Consider the following 13,630-nt stretch of genomic DNA (forward strand, 5'->3'; position numbering starts at 1 on the left):
GGCAAAGAAAAGTAGGTGCCGCCCCGCACAGGGGCGACGCGTGGAGCACGCTAACAAATCGCGGATGCCAGCGAAAACCAAACAAAACCAAACCAAACCAAACCGCCCCCGGCGCCGCCGGACAATCCCTTTCAGCACCTCATGCACCCGCGAACATTTCGCGATGAAACCCCGCTTCAACGGCTTGCCCACAATCCCTCACTACATCCTCGATCATTCGCGTCAATCTCGCCTTATCAGCCAGATAGAGATCCGAGTTCATCCGGCTTGCCAACAGCATCCACACGAACAGAGCTTCGTTCGCGGCAGCGGCAAAGAATACCCGTTCGGCTGCTTCATTTCGTGACCGTTTTCGTTTAGCGGCTTTCACGTGATTGGCAATCCGCTTTTCCATCACCAGTGTCAGCACTTCGTAGTCCAGCGTGTCTGCATTCATACCCGTTCCCGTCTCCTGTCTCGCGATCGCCGCAATGATAGGGGCGAATCAGGTCAAGACTTGACAGTGCGTCTCAGTTTTGCCCGCAAGCATTCGAGCCGGAGTACAGCGAGACCTCACCAGCCGCAATGGCGCGCCTATGCGCTTCGAAGCGCTGAGCTATCGCGGCGACGCGTTCCAGTAGTAGTTGAGTATCGAGCGGGCGAAGCGGCAGGTCGATCCGGATTGCCGGCTACAGATCATGACCCGCAACAGCCAGTGCGCTGTTATCCTGAACACGACGCATCCGAGGCGCAAACGCATTCACGCGTCGATATGCAGATCAATGGAATGTGGGCATACAGCGAGGGAGCACAGCATGGACATGGGAAAGCCCATCATCACGCCGGAAGAATTCGTGGACGAGATCAACCGTCGCCTGCCGGATCACGACTGCTATACGCAGGGCTTGCAGATGTTTCTCATACCGCGAGGTGCGATGGCCGACGAGGCCATTGGAATCGACTGGGAGCCGCGAAACGCACGCAACGGCGTCATCGCAGTCAGCGAGGTGCACAGAGAGGTTGCCAGCGAGTTTTCTGTCAGCAAGCACCTCGGGCGTCGACATTAGGGAGCGTCGCCCGGCTCCACATGTATGCAGTGAATCTCCCTGATCAGGAGATCGTGTACCTGTTTTGCGGGCCGCCCGTATAAACCGTTCTCGCGATCTCCAGGATTCTTTCGCGGTTGCGGTCGAATGCGGCAAGCAACGAGGATTCGTCAGAATCCTTGTTGGGGCTCAGTCTGGCGAGCACTCCGTCATCGACCTGGAAGGCTATCTCGCGAGCTTTGTCATATCCCCAGAAACACACGCAGTGTCTCGACGCGTCGTGGATCCGGGTCGGATTGGGAAAGTGGATGACCACGCCGGCTTTTGTCATTTATTCACCGTTGCAGACATACCGCCACTTGCTTGCGTTGACATCGAGGCGGGCATCCATTTCAAGACGCTTCTGCGCGCGTTCGCTTTCCGCCTTCCGTTGCACGGAGACACGCGCCGCCTGCTGGCTGGCGTAGTCGCTTTGCTTTGAAGGAGGAGCCGGATGCACCTTGGTTTGCTTTTGCATATAGATTCCAGAAAGTAGTTGCAGAATGTTTTTGAAGCTGCGGCATAAATGGTTTTCACTGCATTGGGCGCTTCATGCCCTCCGCCTCGATTGCGGCATTGCGTTGTTCGCTCGCTTCAACGGGTTCCATCGACTCGTCGAGTGACCCAAGCGCCCGTTCTGTGGCAGACCTGGTTTCAGTGAATGCGGCGTCGGATGCTTCGTCTTCCTCGACGGGAGGTGCCAGCATGTCGTTGAGCATCGCGTCCAGTTCGGGTGTATTCCAGGGCGCGCTGCGTTGTTTTCTCTTTCTTATGTAATGCCGCACTTCCGCGTCCTGTTCTGCGGTCAACGGCAGGCCGCGGAACGTATTTTGAGGCGTGGCTTCGAACATGCGAGCCTCCTTCGTTCACGATGCTTCGAGTGTAATCCTATTGTTCGATCAGCGCGAACGATTGCTGACCTGTCTGCGTGTTTCTTCTCTGCGATTCCAGATTGTCGGTGCCGATCGCGCAATCTATACCGATTTCTACGCAAGGAGCGCGATTTACCGATTCTGTTCGTACATGCGTAATTTCACCGTGGGTGGCGTGACTACGACGAAACAGATCGCGACAGCCACGATAAATGCGCACAGAATGGGTGATAACGTGGCCGCACCCGCGGCCAGTAGAGTAACGGGAGAATGATGATGGCAAAGAGTCAACTGCGCAGTAATCGCGAGGCAAAGAAGCCTAAACAGCCGAAAAAGCCGTCACCTGCTGGGAATCTTTCCACCTGGAAGGCTGCGCCCAAGGCAACCCCGCGAGACGAAGGTGCGAACAGGAAATAGCGGGCCACCTGCGGCTTGCGTTGAAAAGCCGGTCGCAGGGAGAAGACAAGACAGATATTGAGGGAGGCATTATATTCTCGCGTGTTCGCGATTGCCTGCACCTCATTCATATCATGATTCAATTTATCATCCTGACTTCGCGATGCAATTCCGCGATGTTGCGAAGCTGCGGCTGACATGCGGCCGAAACGACTATTCCTCGCTGCACTTGCAGCCTGCACAGTCTGGACTTGCGTTCATGCGCAAAGCAACGCGTCCGGCCCGTTCGTCACGCCCTCGGGCACACTGCAATTCTCGCGTACAGACCGCGATTTCGTGGGGATGCTCGATCGAGTCATTTTCGATCGCTTCGGCGCGACCACGCTGACCCATTTCGATGACGTTGACAACGCCCGTCAAACTGTCACGCGTTCGCTCGTGCAGACCGATGCTGGCCCGGTGCTGTACGACTTTCGCCATCAACCGCCACTCGTGCAGCGTTCGGATAAGCGCATGACGGTCAAGCGCGTGTTCTGGCAACGCGACGAAGTCGTGATGCAGAGTTCCCAAGGCTGGTTCCGGTTCAAAGGCGGTGTGTTGACGAAGCTTCAGTCGTCTACGTCCACTTACCATTGATCGCCGGAGTACGTAACGGTGTTGCGTCCACCGTCTTGGCTTCGGGTCTTCTCTATTAAAATGCGATGCGGCAATAAACGGCGGTCCATAACCAGAATAGACGGGTAGAGCATGCCATCACTCAATGCGGGATCATCGTCATTTACTGGCGGTACATTATTCGAACTGGGACTGAATACACCGCCGTGGCTAATGATTCCCCTGGCGCTGTTAGCCACGGAGTTGTTGCCTCTGCCGCTCGACTATATTGCCGATGTATTCTTCCCAGCTCAGCAGATAGGCGGACCGGGTTTGGGTTCGTACGGCATCGTCTCTTCCTTGATTCTCGGTTGCCTGATCGCACCTCTGGCTGAAACGGCATTCAACCAGTGGGGATGCATCACGCTGCTTCGCAAGAAATTCGGTGTTCGCCGCTGGACGGCTATCGTGTTGTCGGCAGCGTTCTTTGCTTCATTGCATTTCTATAGCTGGAAATACGTGCTCACGACGTTTCCCATTGGTGTCGTGCTGGGCTATGTATTCGTCGTTGAACAAATGCGTCGAGGCTGGGCCTTCTGGACGGTTGCGTTGATTCATTCGCTGCGAAATGCCATTTCTATCGCGCTGATCCACTATTTGTCGTGATGGAATAACCCGCCACACGCGGGGGCGATCGCGAGGCGGCTGAACAGCGTCGGCTCGGTAATCCGCATCGCTTGAAAGCGGCGCTTGAGCGCGTCGCTGGTCGTTGCGTTCAGCGGTAGCACGGCGTACCCGATGCCCACGCTAACGAGGTCGAGAATCGACGTGACAGTATCGACCTCCAGTTCGATCCGCAAACGCACGCCTCGCTCCGCGGCTGCCGCTTCTTTAGACCGGACACGGGGCAAAACGGACGGAACGCGACGGACGGTCTGTTCTCGCGCAATGCCTATGTCGGCCTGACGGGCGCATTTGGCACGGTGAAGCTCGGCGAGCAGACCAACCCTACCTATATCAAGCAGCAGTTCGTCAATCCGTTTGGTTCGTCCGTGGTGTTTTCGCCGTTGATCGTGCAGTCGTACACGGCGAGCTACAACAACAGTTATGACAGCCTCACGGGCACGATGATCTATGGCATGAGCGGTACCACGGGACATCAGGGGCGAGACGCTGGCGTCCCCGGCACGTTCGCGAGCAGTGGCCCCATCAACCTTCACCGAACGACGCAACCGACGGTGCGCTACACTGATTATCCAGACATTCAGTGCGCACTTGCACAGCTCGGATCCCATGAATTCCCGCTCCAGCGCGATCTTCACCGCGCTTGCCGCCGCAGCGCTCTTTGGCGCGGCGACGCCGCTCGCCAAGGCCATGCTCGGGTCAATGTCACCCTTCCTGGTTGCGGGGCTGTTCTATCTCGGCAGCGGCATTGGGCTCGGTATCGGCATCATCGTCCGGCGGCTGCGAACGTCCACCACGGAAGGCACGCGTCACGGGATCAGCCGGGCTGAGCTGCCATGGCTGCTCGGCGCCATCGCTGCTGGCGGCGTCGCTGGCCCCGCGCTGCTGATGCTCGGGCTGTCGGGCACACCGGCGGCGACCAGTTCACTGCTGCTGAATCTCGAGGGCGTGCTGACGGCCGTGATCGCATGGGTCGTGTTTCGCGAGAACGTCGACGTCCAGGTATTCCTTGGCATGGTGGCGATCGTCGCCGGCGGCGTGATGCTGTCGTGGCAACCGGCCGGGGCAGGCATTCCCGGTGGCGCGCTGTTGATCGTCGCAGCGTGTCTGTGCTGGGCAATCGACAACAATCTCACGCGCAAGGTTTCGACCAACGATGCGATGGTGATCGCGTGTCTGAAAGGGCTGATTGCCGGACCGGTGAACCTCGCGATCGCGTTCGCGACGGGCGCCTCGCTGCCTGCTGCAGGTATGGTCGGCGCCGCCATGACGACGGGACTTGCCGGGTATGGCGTAAGTCTTGTGCTGTTCGTGATTGCGCTACGTCACCTTGGAACGGCGCGCACCGGCGCGTATTTTTCCGTCGCGCCGCTTTTCGGCGTGGCCCTCTCGCTCGTCATTTGGCCCGAACTGCCGCATCTGTCGTTCTGGATCGCCGCGGCCTTGATGGCGCTGGGTATCTGGCTGCACGTGCGCGAGCGGCACGACCATCAACACACGCACGAGCGGCTGGCGCATACGCATCGGCATCGTCATGACGAACACCACCAGCACGAACACGACTTTGTCTATGCGGGTGATGAGCCACACACGCATCCCCATGTGCACCTGCCCATTACCCACTCGCACGCACATTTCCCCGACGTTCACCATCGACATTCGCACTAGTGCGCAGAACATCGTGACATGACACGGCATTCGCGGTAAATCAGGGCGCAGGCCCGAAACGCTGACGATAACGCACTGATCTGGCTCGCTGTCGTGCTACCCTTGGCCGAAGCCCGGCCCGTTCTTGTGATAGTGGCCACCCCGGCAACGACTGGCAATGGTGCATGCAGAATCTACCCGAAACAGACCCGCCGCTTGCCGGCTGGTCGGAACTGATTCTCAACGTCGACGACAATGATGCCGCGCGGCTTGTGAAAACGCGTGTGCTGCGTCGTGCGGGCTTCGACGTGCTCGAGGCGTCGACGGGTGAACAGGCGCTGAAGCTTGTCACATCGCGCAAACCCGCCGTGGTCCTGCTCGACGTGCTGCTGCCCGACAGCGATGGCGTGCATGTGTGCAAGCGGATCAAACAGAATCCTTCGACGCGGTCGGTACTGGTCCTGCAAACCTCCGCGGTCCTGTTGAGCGCCTCGGACCGGATTCGCGCCCTGGACAGCGGGGCCGACAGCTATCTGACGGAGCCGGTCGAAGCGCCTGAGCTTGTCGCCAATGTCCGCGCGCTGCTGCGTTTGTGGCGCGCCGAGCGCGCCCTTCGTGAGGCGGACGCGCGCAAGTCCCAGTTCCTCGCGACACTCGCTCACGAATTGCGCAACCCGCTCGCCCCGATGCGCAACGCCCTGGAACTGATGGAGCCGAGATTCCAGACCAGCCCTGCCGCGACGCGCGCAGCGTGGCAAACGGTAGGGCGGCAGGTGGAACACCTGTCGCGCCTCGTCGACGATTTACTCGATGTTTCGCGTCTGGCGCATGGAAGGCTCACAATCGATCGCGGCTCCGTCAATGTCGGTCTGGCCATCGCTGCGGCAGTCGAGGCCAACCGGCCCGATATCGACGCGAGGCGGCAACGGGTTTCGATACATCTGGAGAATGAGGCCTGCGCTGTTTTTGGTGACGACGTGCGGGTCGTCCAGATGCTCGACAACCTCGTGTCCAATGCGACGAAGTACGCACCTGACGAAAGCGATATTGAAATCGACGTCGGGCAGTCGCAAGGCATGGTATCGATCAGGGTGCGTAATCAGGGCGTCGGCATCCTGCCGGAAGAACAGGAAGCGATCTTCGAGCCGTTCATCCAGTCGCGGCGAAGCATTGCCGCGTCGCAGGGCGGTCTGGGAATAGGCCTGTCGCTGGTGCGTGCGCTTGCCGCGCTACATGGCGGAACGGTGACGGTCCGATCGAAGGGCGCGGGGACGGGGGCTGATTTTGTGCTGCGTCTGCCCGAATTCATCGGGCCGGCGTCGCTCGCCTCGCCACGGGCCGAGGGCGCATTGGTGAACAAGGGCGGCGCTCGAAGCATCCTGATAGTGGACGACAAACTGGACGACGCCACGTCGCTTGCTGCGTTGCTCGAATCGCACGGGCACGGGGTGCATATCGCCCGCTCCGGTAACGCCGCGTTGATCCTCAATGGGCAGATTGCACTCGATGTCGCGATCATCGACCTGGGCATTGCCCCTCCGGACGGTTATCAGGTTGCACGGACTATCCGTGCACACCCGATTAGCGGAGGTGCCGTGCTCATTGCCGTTTCAGAACCGGGGCAAGCCTGCGACGGGCATGCGTGGCGGGCGGCCGGCTTCGATCATCATCTCGTCAAACCGGTTGCGATCTCGGACCTGTTGCGGATTGTCGACGGGGGTTGAGCGGGGATGCGCCACTGACGGGACCGCGGCGAGCGCGCAGCAGGTTCAGGCCGTTGTACGAACACTCATACGGCCGCGCGCGGCACGGCCAGCGTCACGCCTGCCAGATTGCCAATGGAATCGTAGATTGCTTTCACGACCGCGTTGTAGATCTTTTCGATTTCAACTTCGACGATCTGCACAAAAGTATTCACAAAACCTCTCGCCATCTGATCGAGTCCATCCAGATAGAACATCTTCTCGGCGGCCGTGAAAGCATTCGCCTCGATCATGCCCGCGACCAGTGCGGACTGCTGCGCGAGAGCCTGCAACTGCGCTTGCGAAAATCCGGCGATCAACGTGATGTCACTACCCGTGACCGTTTTGACCGTCGAGGAAATGCCTTGCACGAACGTGCCGGCTGCCTGCGTGAGATCCAGTGCCATGGCGACTCCTTGAACGTAACGATTTCAACGTTGCAAGAAGTTCTCGTAAAAGAGAGCTTCTGAAACGAAGTACTGTGTATAGCCTTTGTTCGCCGCGACTTCTCCATTATTCAATCCGTGTGCGCAGTCGGTATCTCTGAGCAAGGCCATGGCCCGTGATACCTGTTTTAGCGCCATCGCGCTGGCAGGGACGTACTGCCGGGTGTCCGCCTTGGCCGTCGGCGCGGGCATCGTGATGTCAGGCGCGCGCTTGATCTTGCGTGCATCGGCACATTCGGCGGCTGCGAGGCTCAACGCCTCGTCGCGCCTCATGGGCGGCGCAGGGTTTGATGCGAGCCATTGCCCGAGCGCCTGCTCGACTTTGTCCCGGATCGCGCTATCGGGGACCGGGCGGCTTTGCGACTCCAATGCAAGTGCATCGACGGCGCCGATGATCCTGTTGTATTCGTCGACGCGCTGCGGGAACGTCGCTTTGTCGACGCCCATCCCGGTTGTTGCGTAGAGTTGCATGATGTCGTTGTTGACGGCGCGCATCCCGTTGACCAGTGCCGGGTCATAGGCCGGTGCCAACTGGATCGTGCAAGCCGCGACGGCCAGGGTCAAGGCAAGCGCGATCGAAGTCGTCCAGCGCAATAGGGGAGACCAGCGGAATATGAAGGACATCGGATGCCCCCTCGACAAGCAGGTAAGTAGACCGTGTGCGACTGCCCCGGCATTCCAGTTCGATCGCCTGCGCTTTCAGGCGAGGAGAGTGTGTGCGGAGGCAGTGCGTATGCGAAGACGCCTGTTCATAAGAGATGAAGTGCCTAAAGAACAGATCGAACTCATCCTTTATCAATAGATAATTGACCTGCGATTTCCTTTGCTTTTATTAAAGCGTCGGAAATTTCAGGTTAGGACGTCTATCCGGATTTTTCGAGTGAGGGGTGACCGCCAGCTGCGAAGTTGTGTGCGGTAAAGAACATTCAGCAAACCACTCATGGCATGGCGCAAGAAGGGCGACACGGCTGAGCGATGCGTTGCACCGCTGCGTAAGGTCAAAAGTCCCAATCCGGTTCGTCACAGGCGGGCAGAACCTCGAGTAATTCTCTGATTAGCGCTTGCATGTTGTATGCGCCTGAGACCATCGGCACAAACCAGTCGCGATAGCGCATGATCTGGCGCCGCGTCGAGAACACTTCGAACGACGTCGAGCCAGCTAACGAGACCAGTGTGCGGGCCGCTTCAAGCGCCTTGCTTGTGAGCGAGTCTCCGCAATAAGCGGGTGGCAGGTCATCGATGTACTTCCCGATCAGATACAGTTCCATCAGATTGCCATAGGCCCACGCGCGATTGCTCCCGTCGCCGTGATCCGCATCGTTGAGCGATTGCATGTGAGCGCTCAACCAGATCGACGTCATATCCTGCCCGGGCTGATCGAGTGGCCTTGGCAGGCGGCCGAGACATTGCAGAAGAAGTGTCAGCGACAGAAATTGAACCAGTTGCGAAGGGCTTTTGCGCTGCTTCAGGTAGCTCGACCAATAGTGGTTTCTCGATGTTTCGAGCTTGCTGATCAGCAACATGCCATCGTTCGAGTTGGGATCGAATTTGTCTTGTTGCGTCGAGTGGTAGATCATCTGTGCTTCGCGCTTTTCGGTACTCGCGAGGAGTTCGAGGATGCGCGCCTGCTGTTCCGGATGCTCGCCCATCGTCATGGTCAGGCGGGCCTTTGCCTCGGTCACCTGCTCCTGCGCTCTGGCTAGCGTATCGCGGTGCGCGTGGTTTTCGACGCGGGCCACCGTGGCCGGAAGTTGCGGCTCCGGGCATGAGAAAGCGCCCATTGCGCGGTCGGCCATGTTCAGCGCGATCAAGGCGCTGGCCATGGCCTGCTGGATGCGTGCATCCACCAGCTGTGCGTCGAAATTGGGTGGCAAGGATGCGTACGTGACGATACTCGCCCAGTCGTGCTTGTCCTTGAAGTACGAATGCAGCCGCCTGCGCATGCCCACAACCAGCTTGCGCGGGTCTTCTCCCCACAGCAGGCCCTCGTACATATCCTTCACGAACACCACCGAGCCGCCGAACGAAAGCGGATACTGGCTTGCGATCACGAGCGGGACGCCCGCCTCGTGCAGCGCGTGGGCGATGCTTGCGCCAACCCCCGTCACCGAGCCGACGTTGCCGGCGTTACAGCTGGCGAGCGTCACGACGGCGGGCCGCGTGAAGCGGCCCGGCTGGCCATGACGCGGCGTGCGCAGGATGGTCGCCAGACGATCGCCCGAAATCGCTTCGACGCCGTCAGCATGCCGGTCAGCATGAAACGCGAGACCGAAGCGGCTGTCATAGGGCGTGTTCGTTTGCACGCCGTGCGCGAGAATGTGCACATGCGTATAGTCGTGTTTCGCGCAGGCATCTTCGAGGCTCTCGGCGGATGCGTTCGGCAATACCGACAGCCGGTCACCAATGATCTTCAGGCGCTGCTCGTCGTCGTAGTCGTCCGAGAGCGCGAGCCACGGCGCCAGCGCCTCGCGCAACGCAAGCAGATGCGCTTCGGCAGGCACCGTTTCCAGGTCGGGCGGCGACGCGAAGGCGAACAGAATGCGTGGTTTGCGCGGCCAGCGAACGTATTCCTGCGCAACCCGCCGTGTCTCGCGTGTAATGCAGACCGGCTGCTGGGTTTGCAGTGAAAGCGCTTGCCCTTCGCCGGGGAAGCCATTGGGAGCGGTCGCCAGTTCGAAGGGAAGCAAGGCGAGTTCCGACGCGGAAATGATCAGCCGCAGGTGCGTGACCTGCTCGGCAGTGTCGCCGTCGCTTGTGCCCGTTCTTTGACGGTTGAGATCGGCGGTCAGGCCGGGAATCTCGCCAAGCAGCCGGCCCAGCACACGGGCGGTATCCGCCATCTGGAATTCACGGGCTTCGGGCCCGAGCTGATAGCTCAATGCGCGCAGCCGGTAAAGCATCTGGTTGTGTTCGAACGGGACGTGGAAGGTGACGGCGCTATGGTTTTCGCACAGCGCGATGTATTCGGTAAGGGGCGACAGCAACTGATTATGAGGCGGCCCGTGACGGAGTAATTCGAGTGTGATTTTGCGCATCATCGAATCTCCATGCGGCTTGCCGCCAGGTCCGCGTCGAGTGCTGTTTGACCGTCGACGGTTTTGACGTGGCGAAGCTCCGCCTTGACACTGTCCGGGGCATCCCGCCATACCACTACGACGGTGCAGGACTTGATGACCAGGTCTTCTGCGTTGTCGAGATCAGCCATGGTGCCGCGCCTGAGCGCCGCGAAGACTTGCGCGAACCGTTGCGGGTCGGCACGGACCTCGGCCTTGATGCGAATCAACCGCGCCCATGTGCCGCTGTTGAAATAGCAGCCGCGTCCGTTTCTGCGACGCATTGCGCGTTCCAGATGGGTATGACCGGCCACGATGACATTGATGTCGGGCGACACTTCGGCATCGAGCTGCTGCGCGGTGTCGTCGCGCTCGCCAATGTCGAAGCTGCGATCGCGGTCGAGGTTTTCGAGCGCCTCGCGCAAGACTTCGCTGGGCGATTCCTTTCGAGACCATTTGACGAGTGCGCCGAACGCGTCGAGCTGCAGACCCTCGACGCCTGCAACGAGGTCGTTGGCGGTGACGCCGCGGCGCGCCCGATCATCGGCCATCAGCAACAGTTCGTGTGCCTGATGCGCGGCCTGCCGCGACCTCGCGGCCATGGCGACGGGCGCGCGTGAGGTATCGAAAGCGGCGGGCGCCGCTGCGTCTTCCGGTTGGGGCACACCCAGCATGCCGTCGGGTTTGCGCACACCGGCCCATACGCGTGTCAATGCGACGGCCGCCAGTTTCTTTGCCCGGTCGAGCTCGCCGACCAGTTGCGGCGCGCATGCCGCGAGCGTGGGCGCCACGGCCGCCTGCTCCGGCTTGAGCAGATCGACGAACGGAAACTCGCGCTTCACGGGATTCATCACGTCGATCACCATCTTGCTGCCCGCATTCGGAATCCACGGTTCAACCGCCCGGCCGATCTGCACGTCGCGCGCTATCTCGCGAATCCTTTCGAAGTTCGCCGGATTCCAGCGATCGACTTCGTTGCCATGCAGACAGAGAACCGAACGCCCACCGACGCTGCACAGCACACCGCTGCCGTCGAAAACCAGATACAGGCGCGAATGCGCGCCGGGCAGCGCCAACTGTTCTCCCGTCAGTAGCTGCACGAGGCGCTCGCGTACCCAAGGCAAGGCCAGTTCGAGATCGTGATTGCCGAGATTGACGATCAGCCGCCGCCCCTCCTTGCCGAGAAAATAGGGAAAGGCCTTGAAGACGGCACGAAAAGTGTCGTCGTTTGCGATCCGTTCGAGCTTATGAATGGCGCCGTGCGGGTCGAAATAGGTCGCGTTTTCTTCGGCGAGAAAATCGACGAAATCTCCGTTGATGACGAGCGCCACTTCATCGTCGGGATCCTGATCGGCAAGCAGCCGGATGAGTCCCGCCAGTTCTTCGGTGGAGCCGAAAATCTGGAATCCCGGCGGCCCACCAAGGTGCAGATCGGAAATGACGTAGAGCCTGTCGACGTGGTGGATCGGCTGCACGGCAGTCTTCTCCATGATCGCATCCCGGTTGCGGGGCAAGCGGATTTCGCACGGCGCGGCCGGGGGAGCTGGCGGCAGGCCGCATGTAACGTAGACGATCAGGCGTAGTCGTATTCAAATAATCGCGCTGATATACACCGCTCGCGTGCTCTCATAACATAGTCGAGGCATGGCCCTTTTGCCGAGCTTTCTCAAGCGGAAAAAAGGCATTACTACGGCGTTCAAATCAGTTGATCTGCGTGATGTACGGGTGGAATGTTTTAATAGAATGATGTCGTGTGCGCCTGAAGTTTGCCGCTTTCAGAAAATGCGTCAGGCGTCTCGTTCTGCAGATAGGCGGCACTGTGCGTTACCGCACATAGCGGGGTAAGAAGAATGCCCTGGGCTAGCCCACTGAAGAGCATCGAAACAGGCCCGCACGCATTCGCAGCTTCATTGCGAAAGCCCGGTGAGCGTGTTGATGAAGAACTCCGCAATGGATAAAAGCGCGTATTCGAGGGTTCTTTGCGGACATGTGTTGCCGCTCTGAAGAAGATCCCATAGAAATACATCATAAAGAAACCGCGCGACCACGACGCAGGCGTTTCGGCCGAACTGGACGAGCCGACGCTTGACGCGCTGGAGGCCGCCATGCCCTGATTCATCATTGCAGGGTCCGCGCGAAGCCACGAAGCCCGCAATGCGTTCACCGTGCCGCTGAGCTTAGTGGTCGCCACTCGTGCGTCCAATCGCATCGAGTTCGGCGAGCACGGCGTCGCTCAGGCGCAGCTGCGCGGCCTGCATGTTTTCGCGCAGATGCGCGACCTTCGACGTACCGGGGATCAGCAGAATATTCGGCGACCGATGCAAGAGCCACGCGAGCGCGACCTGCATCGGCGTCGCGTTCAGCGTATGGGCGAGATCCGACAATGCCGACGATTGGATCGGCGTAAAGCCGCCAAGCGGAAAGAACGGCACATACGCGATGCCCTGCGCGGCCAGTTGATCGACGAGCGCATCGTCTTCGCGCTGCACGAGGTTGTAGTGATTCTGCACGCAGACGATCGGCACGATGCGCTGCGCTTGCGCAATCTGCGTGGCCGTCACGTTGCTCAGGCCGATGTGCTTCACCAGCCCTTCGCGCTGCAATTGCGCAAGTGCGACGACCTGTTCCTCGATCGATCCTTCCGCCGGGCTGTGGATGTTTCCCATGACGCGAATATTCACGATATCGAGCGCATCGAGGCCGAGGTTGCGAAGATTGTCGTGCACGCCGCGCCGCAGGTCGTCCGGCTCTCGCGCGGGAAGCCATGAACCGTCGTCGCCGCGAACGGCACCCAGCTTGGTGACGATAGTCAGGTCGTCGGGATAAGGGTGCAGCGCCTCGCGGATGATCTGATTGGTGACGTGCGGCCCGTAGAAGTCGCTGGTGTCGATGTGATTGACGCCGCAAGCGACGGCCTCGCGCAACACGGCGAGGCACGCATCGCGGTCCTTCGGCGGGCCGAATACACCGGGACCCGCCAGTTGCATCGCGCCGTAGCCCATGCGGCGAACGGTACGGCCAGCTAGCGGGAAGGTGTCGGTGGAATTGAGGTTCGGCATTGCGCGCTCCTGGGTTGTCGATGAGCCGCAGTGTGCGCGGATTGCGCTGTTGAATAAACCCATCTAAAGTGTA

At 59.9% G+C, this 13,630-nt stretch carries 17 protein-coding genes and 1 pseudogene; 6 read left to right on the forward strand and 12 right to left on the reverse strand.

The window, feature by feature from the left end; translation table 11 throughout:
- Window positions 1–139: 139 nt before the first annotated feature.
- Entirely contained in the window at window positions 140–436 is a 297-nt protein-coding gene (locus KFO72_RS29380; RefSeq protein ID WP_107203347.1) for a hypothetical protein, read from the reverse strand.
- 358 nt (window positions 437–794) lie between these two features.
- On the opposite strand from KFO72_RS29380, the gene KFO72_RS29385 reads away from it, so the two are divergent.
- The gene (locus KFO72_RS29385) at window positions 795–1,046 is read left to right on the forward strand and encodes a hypothetical protein (RefSeq protein WP_054931917.1); all 252 of its coding nucleotides are present in this window, start codon (window positions 795–797) and stop codon (window positions 1,044–1,046) included.
- Window positions 1,047–1,089: 43 nt separating this feature from the next.
- Here KFO72_RS29385 and KFO72_RS29390 read toward each other — a convergent pair whose 3' ends face one another.
- The 4 genes from KFO72_RS29390 to KFO72_RS29405 form a co-directional block, all read right to left on the reverse strand.
- Window positions 1,090–1,356: a DUF1488 domain-containing protein gene (locus KFO72_RS29390; protein ID WP_054931882.1), complete on the reverse strand. Its 267-nt coding sequence runs from the start codon at window positions 1,354–1,356 to the stop codon at window positions 1,090–1,092.
- Complete coding sequence (locus KFO72_RS29395; protein ID WP_054931883.1) at window positions 1,357–1,542, reverse strand: hypothetical protein; 186 nt, start codon at window positions 1,540–1,542, stop codon at window positions 1,357–1,359.
- Window positions 1,543–1,597: 55 nt separating this feature from the next.
- Entirely contained in the window at window positions 1,598–1,915 is a 318-nt protein-coding gene (locus KFO72_RS29400; RefSeq protein ID WP_054931884.1) for a hypothetical protein, read from the reverse strand.
- Window positions 1,916–2,223: 308 nt separating this feature from the next.
- Window positions 2,224–2,475 (reverse strand): hypothetical protein, encoded by a 252-nt coding sequence (locus tag KFO72_RS29405; RefSeq protein ID WP_225033627.1) that lies wholly within the window; start codon window positions 2,473–2,475, stop codon window positions 2,224–2,226.
- Between the two features lie 55 nt (window positions 2,476–2,530).
- Between KFO72_RS29405 and KFO72_RS29410 the strand changes: the two genes are divergently transcribed.
- Entirely contained in the window at window positions 2,531–2,968 is a 438-nt protein-coding gene (locus KFO72_RS29410; protein WP_225033600.1) for a hypothetical protein, read from the forward strand.
- Between the two features lie 111 nt (window positions 2,969–3,079).
- Window positions 3,080–3,592: a CPBP family intramembrane glutamic endopeptidase gene (locus KFO72_RS29415; protein ID WP_225033601.1), complete on the forward strand. Its 513-nt coding sequence runs from the start codon at window positions 3,080–3,082 to the stop codon at window positions 3,590–3,592.
- Here KFO72_RS29415 and KFO72_RS29420 read toward each other — a convergent pair.
- Window positions 3,580–3,792 (reverse strand): hypothetical protein, encoded by a 213-nt coding sequence (locus tag KFO72_RS29420; protein WP_225033602.1) that lies wholly within the window; start codon window positions 3,790–3,792, stop codon window positions 3,580–3,582. The genes KFO72_RS29415 and KFO72_RS29420 overlap by 13 nt on opposite strands.
- Before the next feature lie 96 nt (window positions 3,793–3,888).
- Between KFO72_RS29420 and KFO72_RS42610 the strand changes: the two are divergent.
- The 3 genes and pseudogenes from KFO72_RS42610 to KFO72_RS29435 all read left to right on the forward strand — a co-directional run.
- Window positions 3,889–4,053, forward strand: a pseudogene (locus KFO72_RS42610) (porin); the annotation flags it as partial.
- Between the two features lie 166 nt (window positions 4,054–4,219).
- The gene (locus KFO72_RS29430) at window positions 4,220–5,278 is read left to right on the forward strand and encodes a DMT family transporter (protein ID WP_225033603.1); all 1,059 of its coding nucleotides are present in this window, start codon (window positions 4,220–4,222) and stop codon (window positions 5,276–5,278) included.
- Between the two features lie 164 nt (window positions 5,279–5,442).
- Window positions 5,443–6,981: a response regulator gene (locus KFO72_RS29435; RefSeq protein WP_225033604.1), complete on the forward strand. Its 1,539-nt coding sequence runs from the start codon at window positions 5,443–5,445 to the stop codon at window positions 6,979–6,981.
- Window positions 6,982–7,046: 65 nt separating this feature from the next.
- Here the strand turns inward: KFO72_RS29435 and KFO72_RS29440 are convergent, their stop codons facing one another.
- The 6 genes from KFO72_RS29440 to KFO72_RS29465 form a co-directional block, all read right to left on the reverse strand.
- Window positions 7,047–7,406 (reverse strand): hypothetical protein, encoded by a 360-nt coding sequence (locus KFO72_RS29440; RefSeq protein ID WP_054931890.1) that lies wholly within the window; start codon window positions 7,404–7,406, stop codon window positions 7,047–7,049.
- A 24-nt stretch (window positions 7,407–7,430) separates the two neighbouring features.
- Window positions 7,431–8,069: a hypothetical protein gene (locus KFO72_RS29445; RefSeq protein ID WP_054931891.1), complete on the reverse strand. Its 639-nt coding sequence runs from the start codon at window positions 8,067–8,069 to the stop codon at window positions 7,431–7,433.
- Between the two features lie 374 nt (window positions 8,070–8,443).
- Entirely contained in the window at window positions 8,444–10,483 is a 2,040-nt protein-coding gene (locus KFO72_RS29450) for a CHAT domain-containing protein (RefSeq protein WP_225033605.1), read from the reverse strand.
- Window positions 10,480–11,988: a metallophosphoesterase gene (locus tag KFO72_RS29455; RefSeq protein WP_225033606.1), complete on the reverse strand. Its 1,509-nt coding sequence runs from the start codon at window positions 11,986–11,988 to the stop codon at window positions 10,480–10,482. Before KFO72_RS29455 ends, KFO72_RS29450 begins: the two co-directional genes overlap by 4 nt.
- Before the next feature lie 245 nt (window positions 11,989–12,233).
- On the reverse strand, window positions 12,234–12,689 hold the full coding sequence (locus KFO72_RS29460; protein ID WP_225033607.1) for a hypothetical protein: 456 nt from the start codon (window positions 12,687–12,689) through the stop codon (window positions 12,234–12,236).
- On the reverse strand, window positions 12,676–13,557 hold the full coding sequence (locus tag KFO72_RS29465) for an aldo/keto reductase family oxidoreductase (RefSeq protein ID WP_176054397.1): 882 nt from the start codon (window positions 13,555–13,557) through the stop codon (window positions 12,676–12,678). Before KFO72_RS29465 ends, KFO72_RS29460 begins: the two co-directional genes overlap by 14 nt.
- Between the last annotated feature and the right edge of the window lie 73 nt (window positions 13,558–13,630).

This window comes from Paraburkholderia sp. XV (assembly GCF_020177535.1).
In the GTDB taxonomy this organism is placed as follows: Bacteria; Pseudomonadota; Gammaproteobacteria; order Burkholderiales; family Burkholderiaceae; genus Paraburkholderia; species Paraburkholderia caribensis.

Bases quoted from the DNA above. Each gene is read 5' to 3' on its own strand.
- KFO72_RS29380 (WP_107203347.1), bottom strand. From the start codon at position 436: ATGAATGCAGACACGCTGGACTACGAAGTGCTGACACTGGTGATGGAA.
- KFO72_RS29385 (WP_054931917.1), top strand. From the start codon at position 795: ATGGACATGGGAAAGCCCATCATCACGCCGGAAGAATTCGTGGACGAG.
- KFO72_RS29390 (WP_054931882.1), bottom strand. From the start codon at position 1,356: ATGACAAAAGCCGGCGTGGTCATCCACTTTCCCAATCCGACCCGGATC.
- KFO72_RS29395 (WP_054931883.1), bottom strand. From the start codon at position 1,542: ATGCAAAAGCAAACCAAGGTGCATCCGGCTCCTCCTTCAAAGCAAAGC.
- KFO72_RS29400 (WP_054931884.1), bottom strand. From the start codon at position 1,915: ATGTTCGAAGCCACGCCTCAAAATACGTTCCGCGGCCTGCCGTTGACC.
- KFO72_RS29410 (WP_225033600.1), top strand. From the start codon at position 2,531: ATGCGGCCGAAACGACTATTCCTCGCTGCACTTGCAGCCTGCACAGTC.
- KFO72_RS29415 (WP_225033601.1), top strand. From the start codon at position 3,080: ATGCCATCACTCAATGCGGGATCATCGTCATTTACTGGCGGTACATTA.
- KFO72_RS29430 (WP_225033603.1), top strand. From the start codon at position 4,220: ATGAATTCCCGCTCCAGCGCGATCTTCACCGCGCTTGCCGCCGCAGCG.
- KFO72_RS29435 (WP_225033604.1), top strand. From the start codon at position 5,443: ATGCAGAATCTACCCGAAACAGACCCGCCGCTTGCCGGCTGGTCGGAA.
- KFO72_RS29440 (WP_054931890.1), bottom strand. From the start codon at position 7,406: ATGGCACTGGATCTCACGCAGGCAGCCGGCACGTTCGTGCAAGGCATT.
- KFO72_RS29445 (WP_054931891.1), bottom strand. From the start codon at position 8,069: ATGTCCTTCATATTCCGCTGGTCTCCCCTATTGCGCTGGACGACTTCG.
- KFO72_RS29450 (WP_225033605.1), bottom strand. From the start codon at position 10,483: ATGATGCGCAAAATCACACTCGAATTACTCCGTCACGGGCCGCCTCAT.
- KFO72_RS29455 (WP_225033606.1), bottom strand. From the start codon at position 11,988: ATGGAGAAGACTGCCGTGCAGCCGATCCACCACGTCGACAGGCTCTAC.
- KFO72_RS29465 (WP_176054397.1), bottom strand. From the start codon at position 13,557: ATGCCGAACCTCAATTCCACCGACACCTTCCCGCTAGCTGGCCGTACC.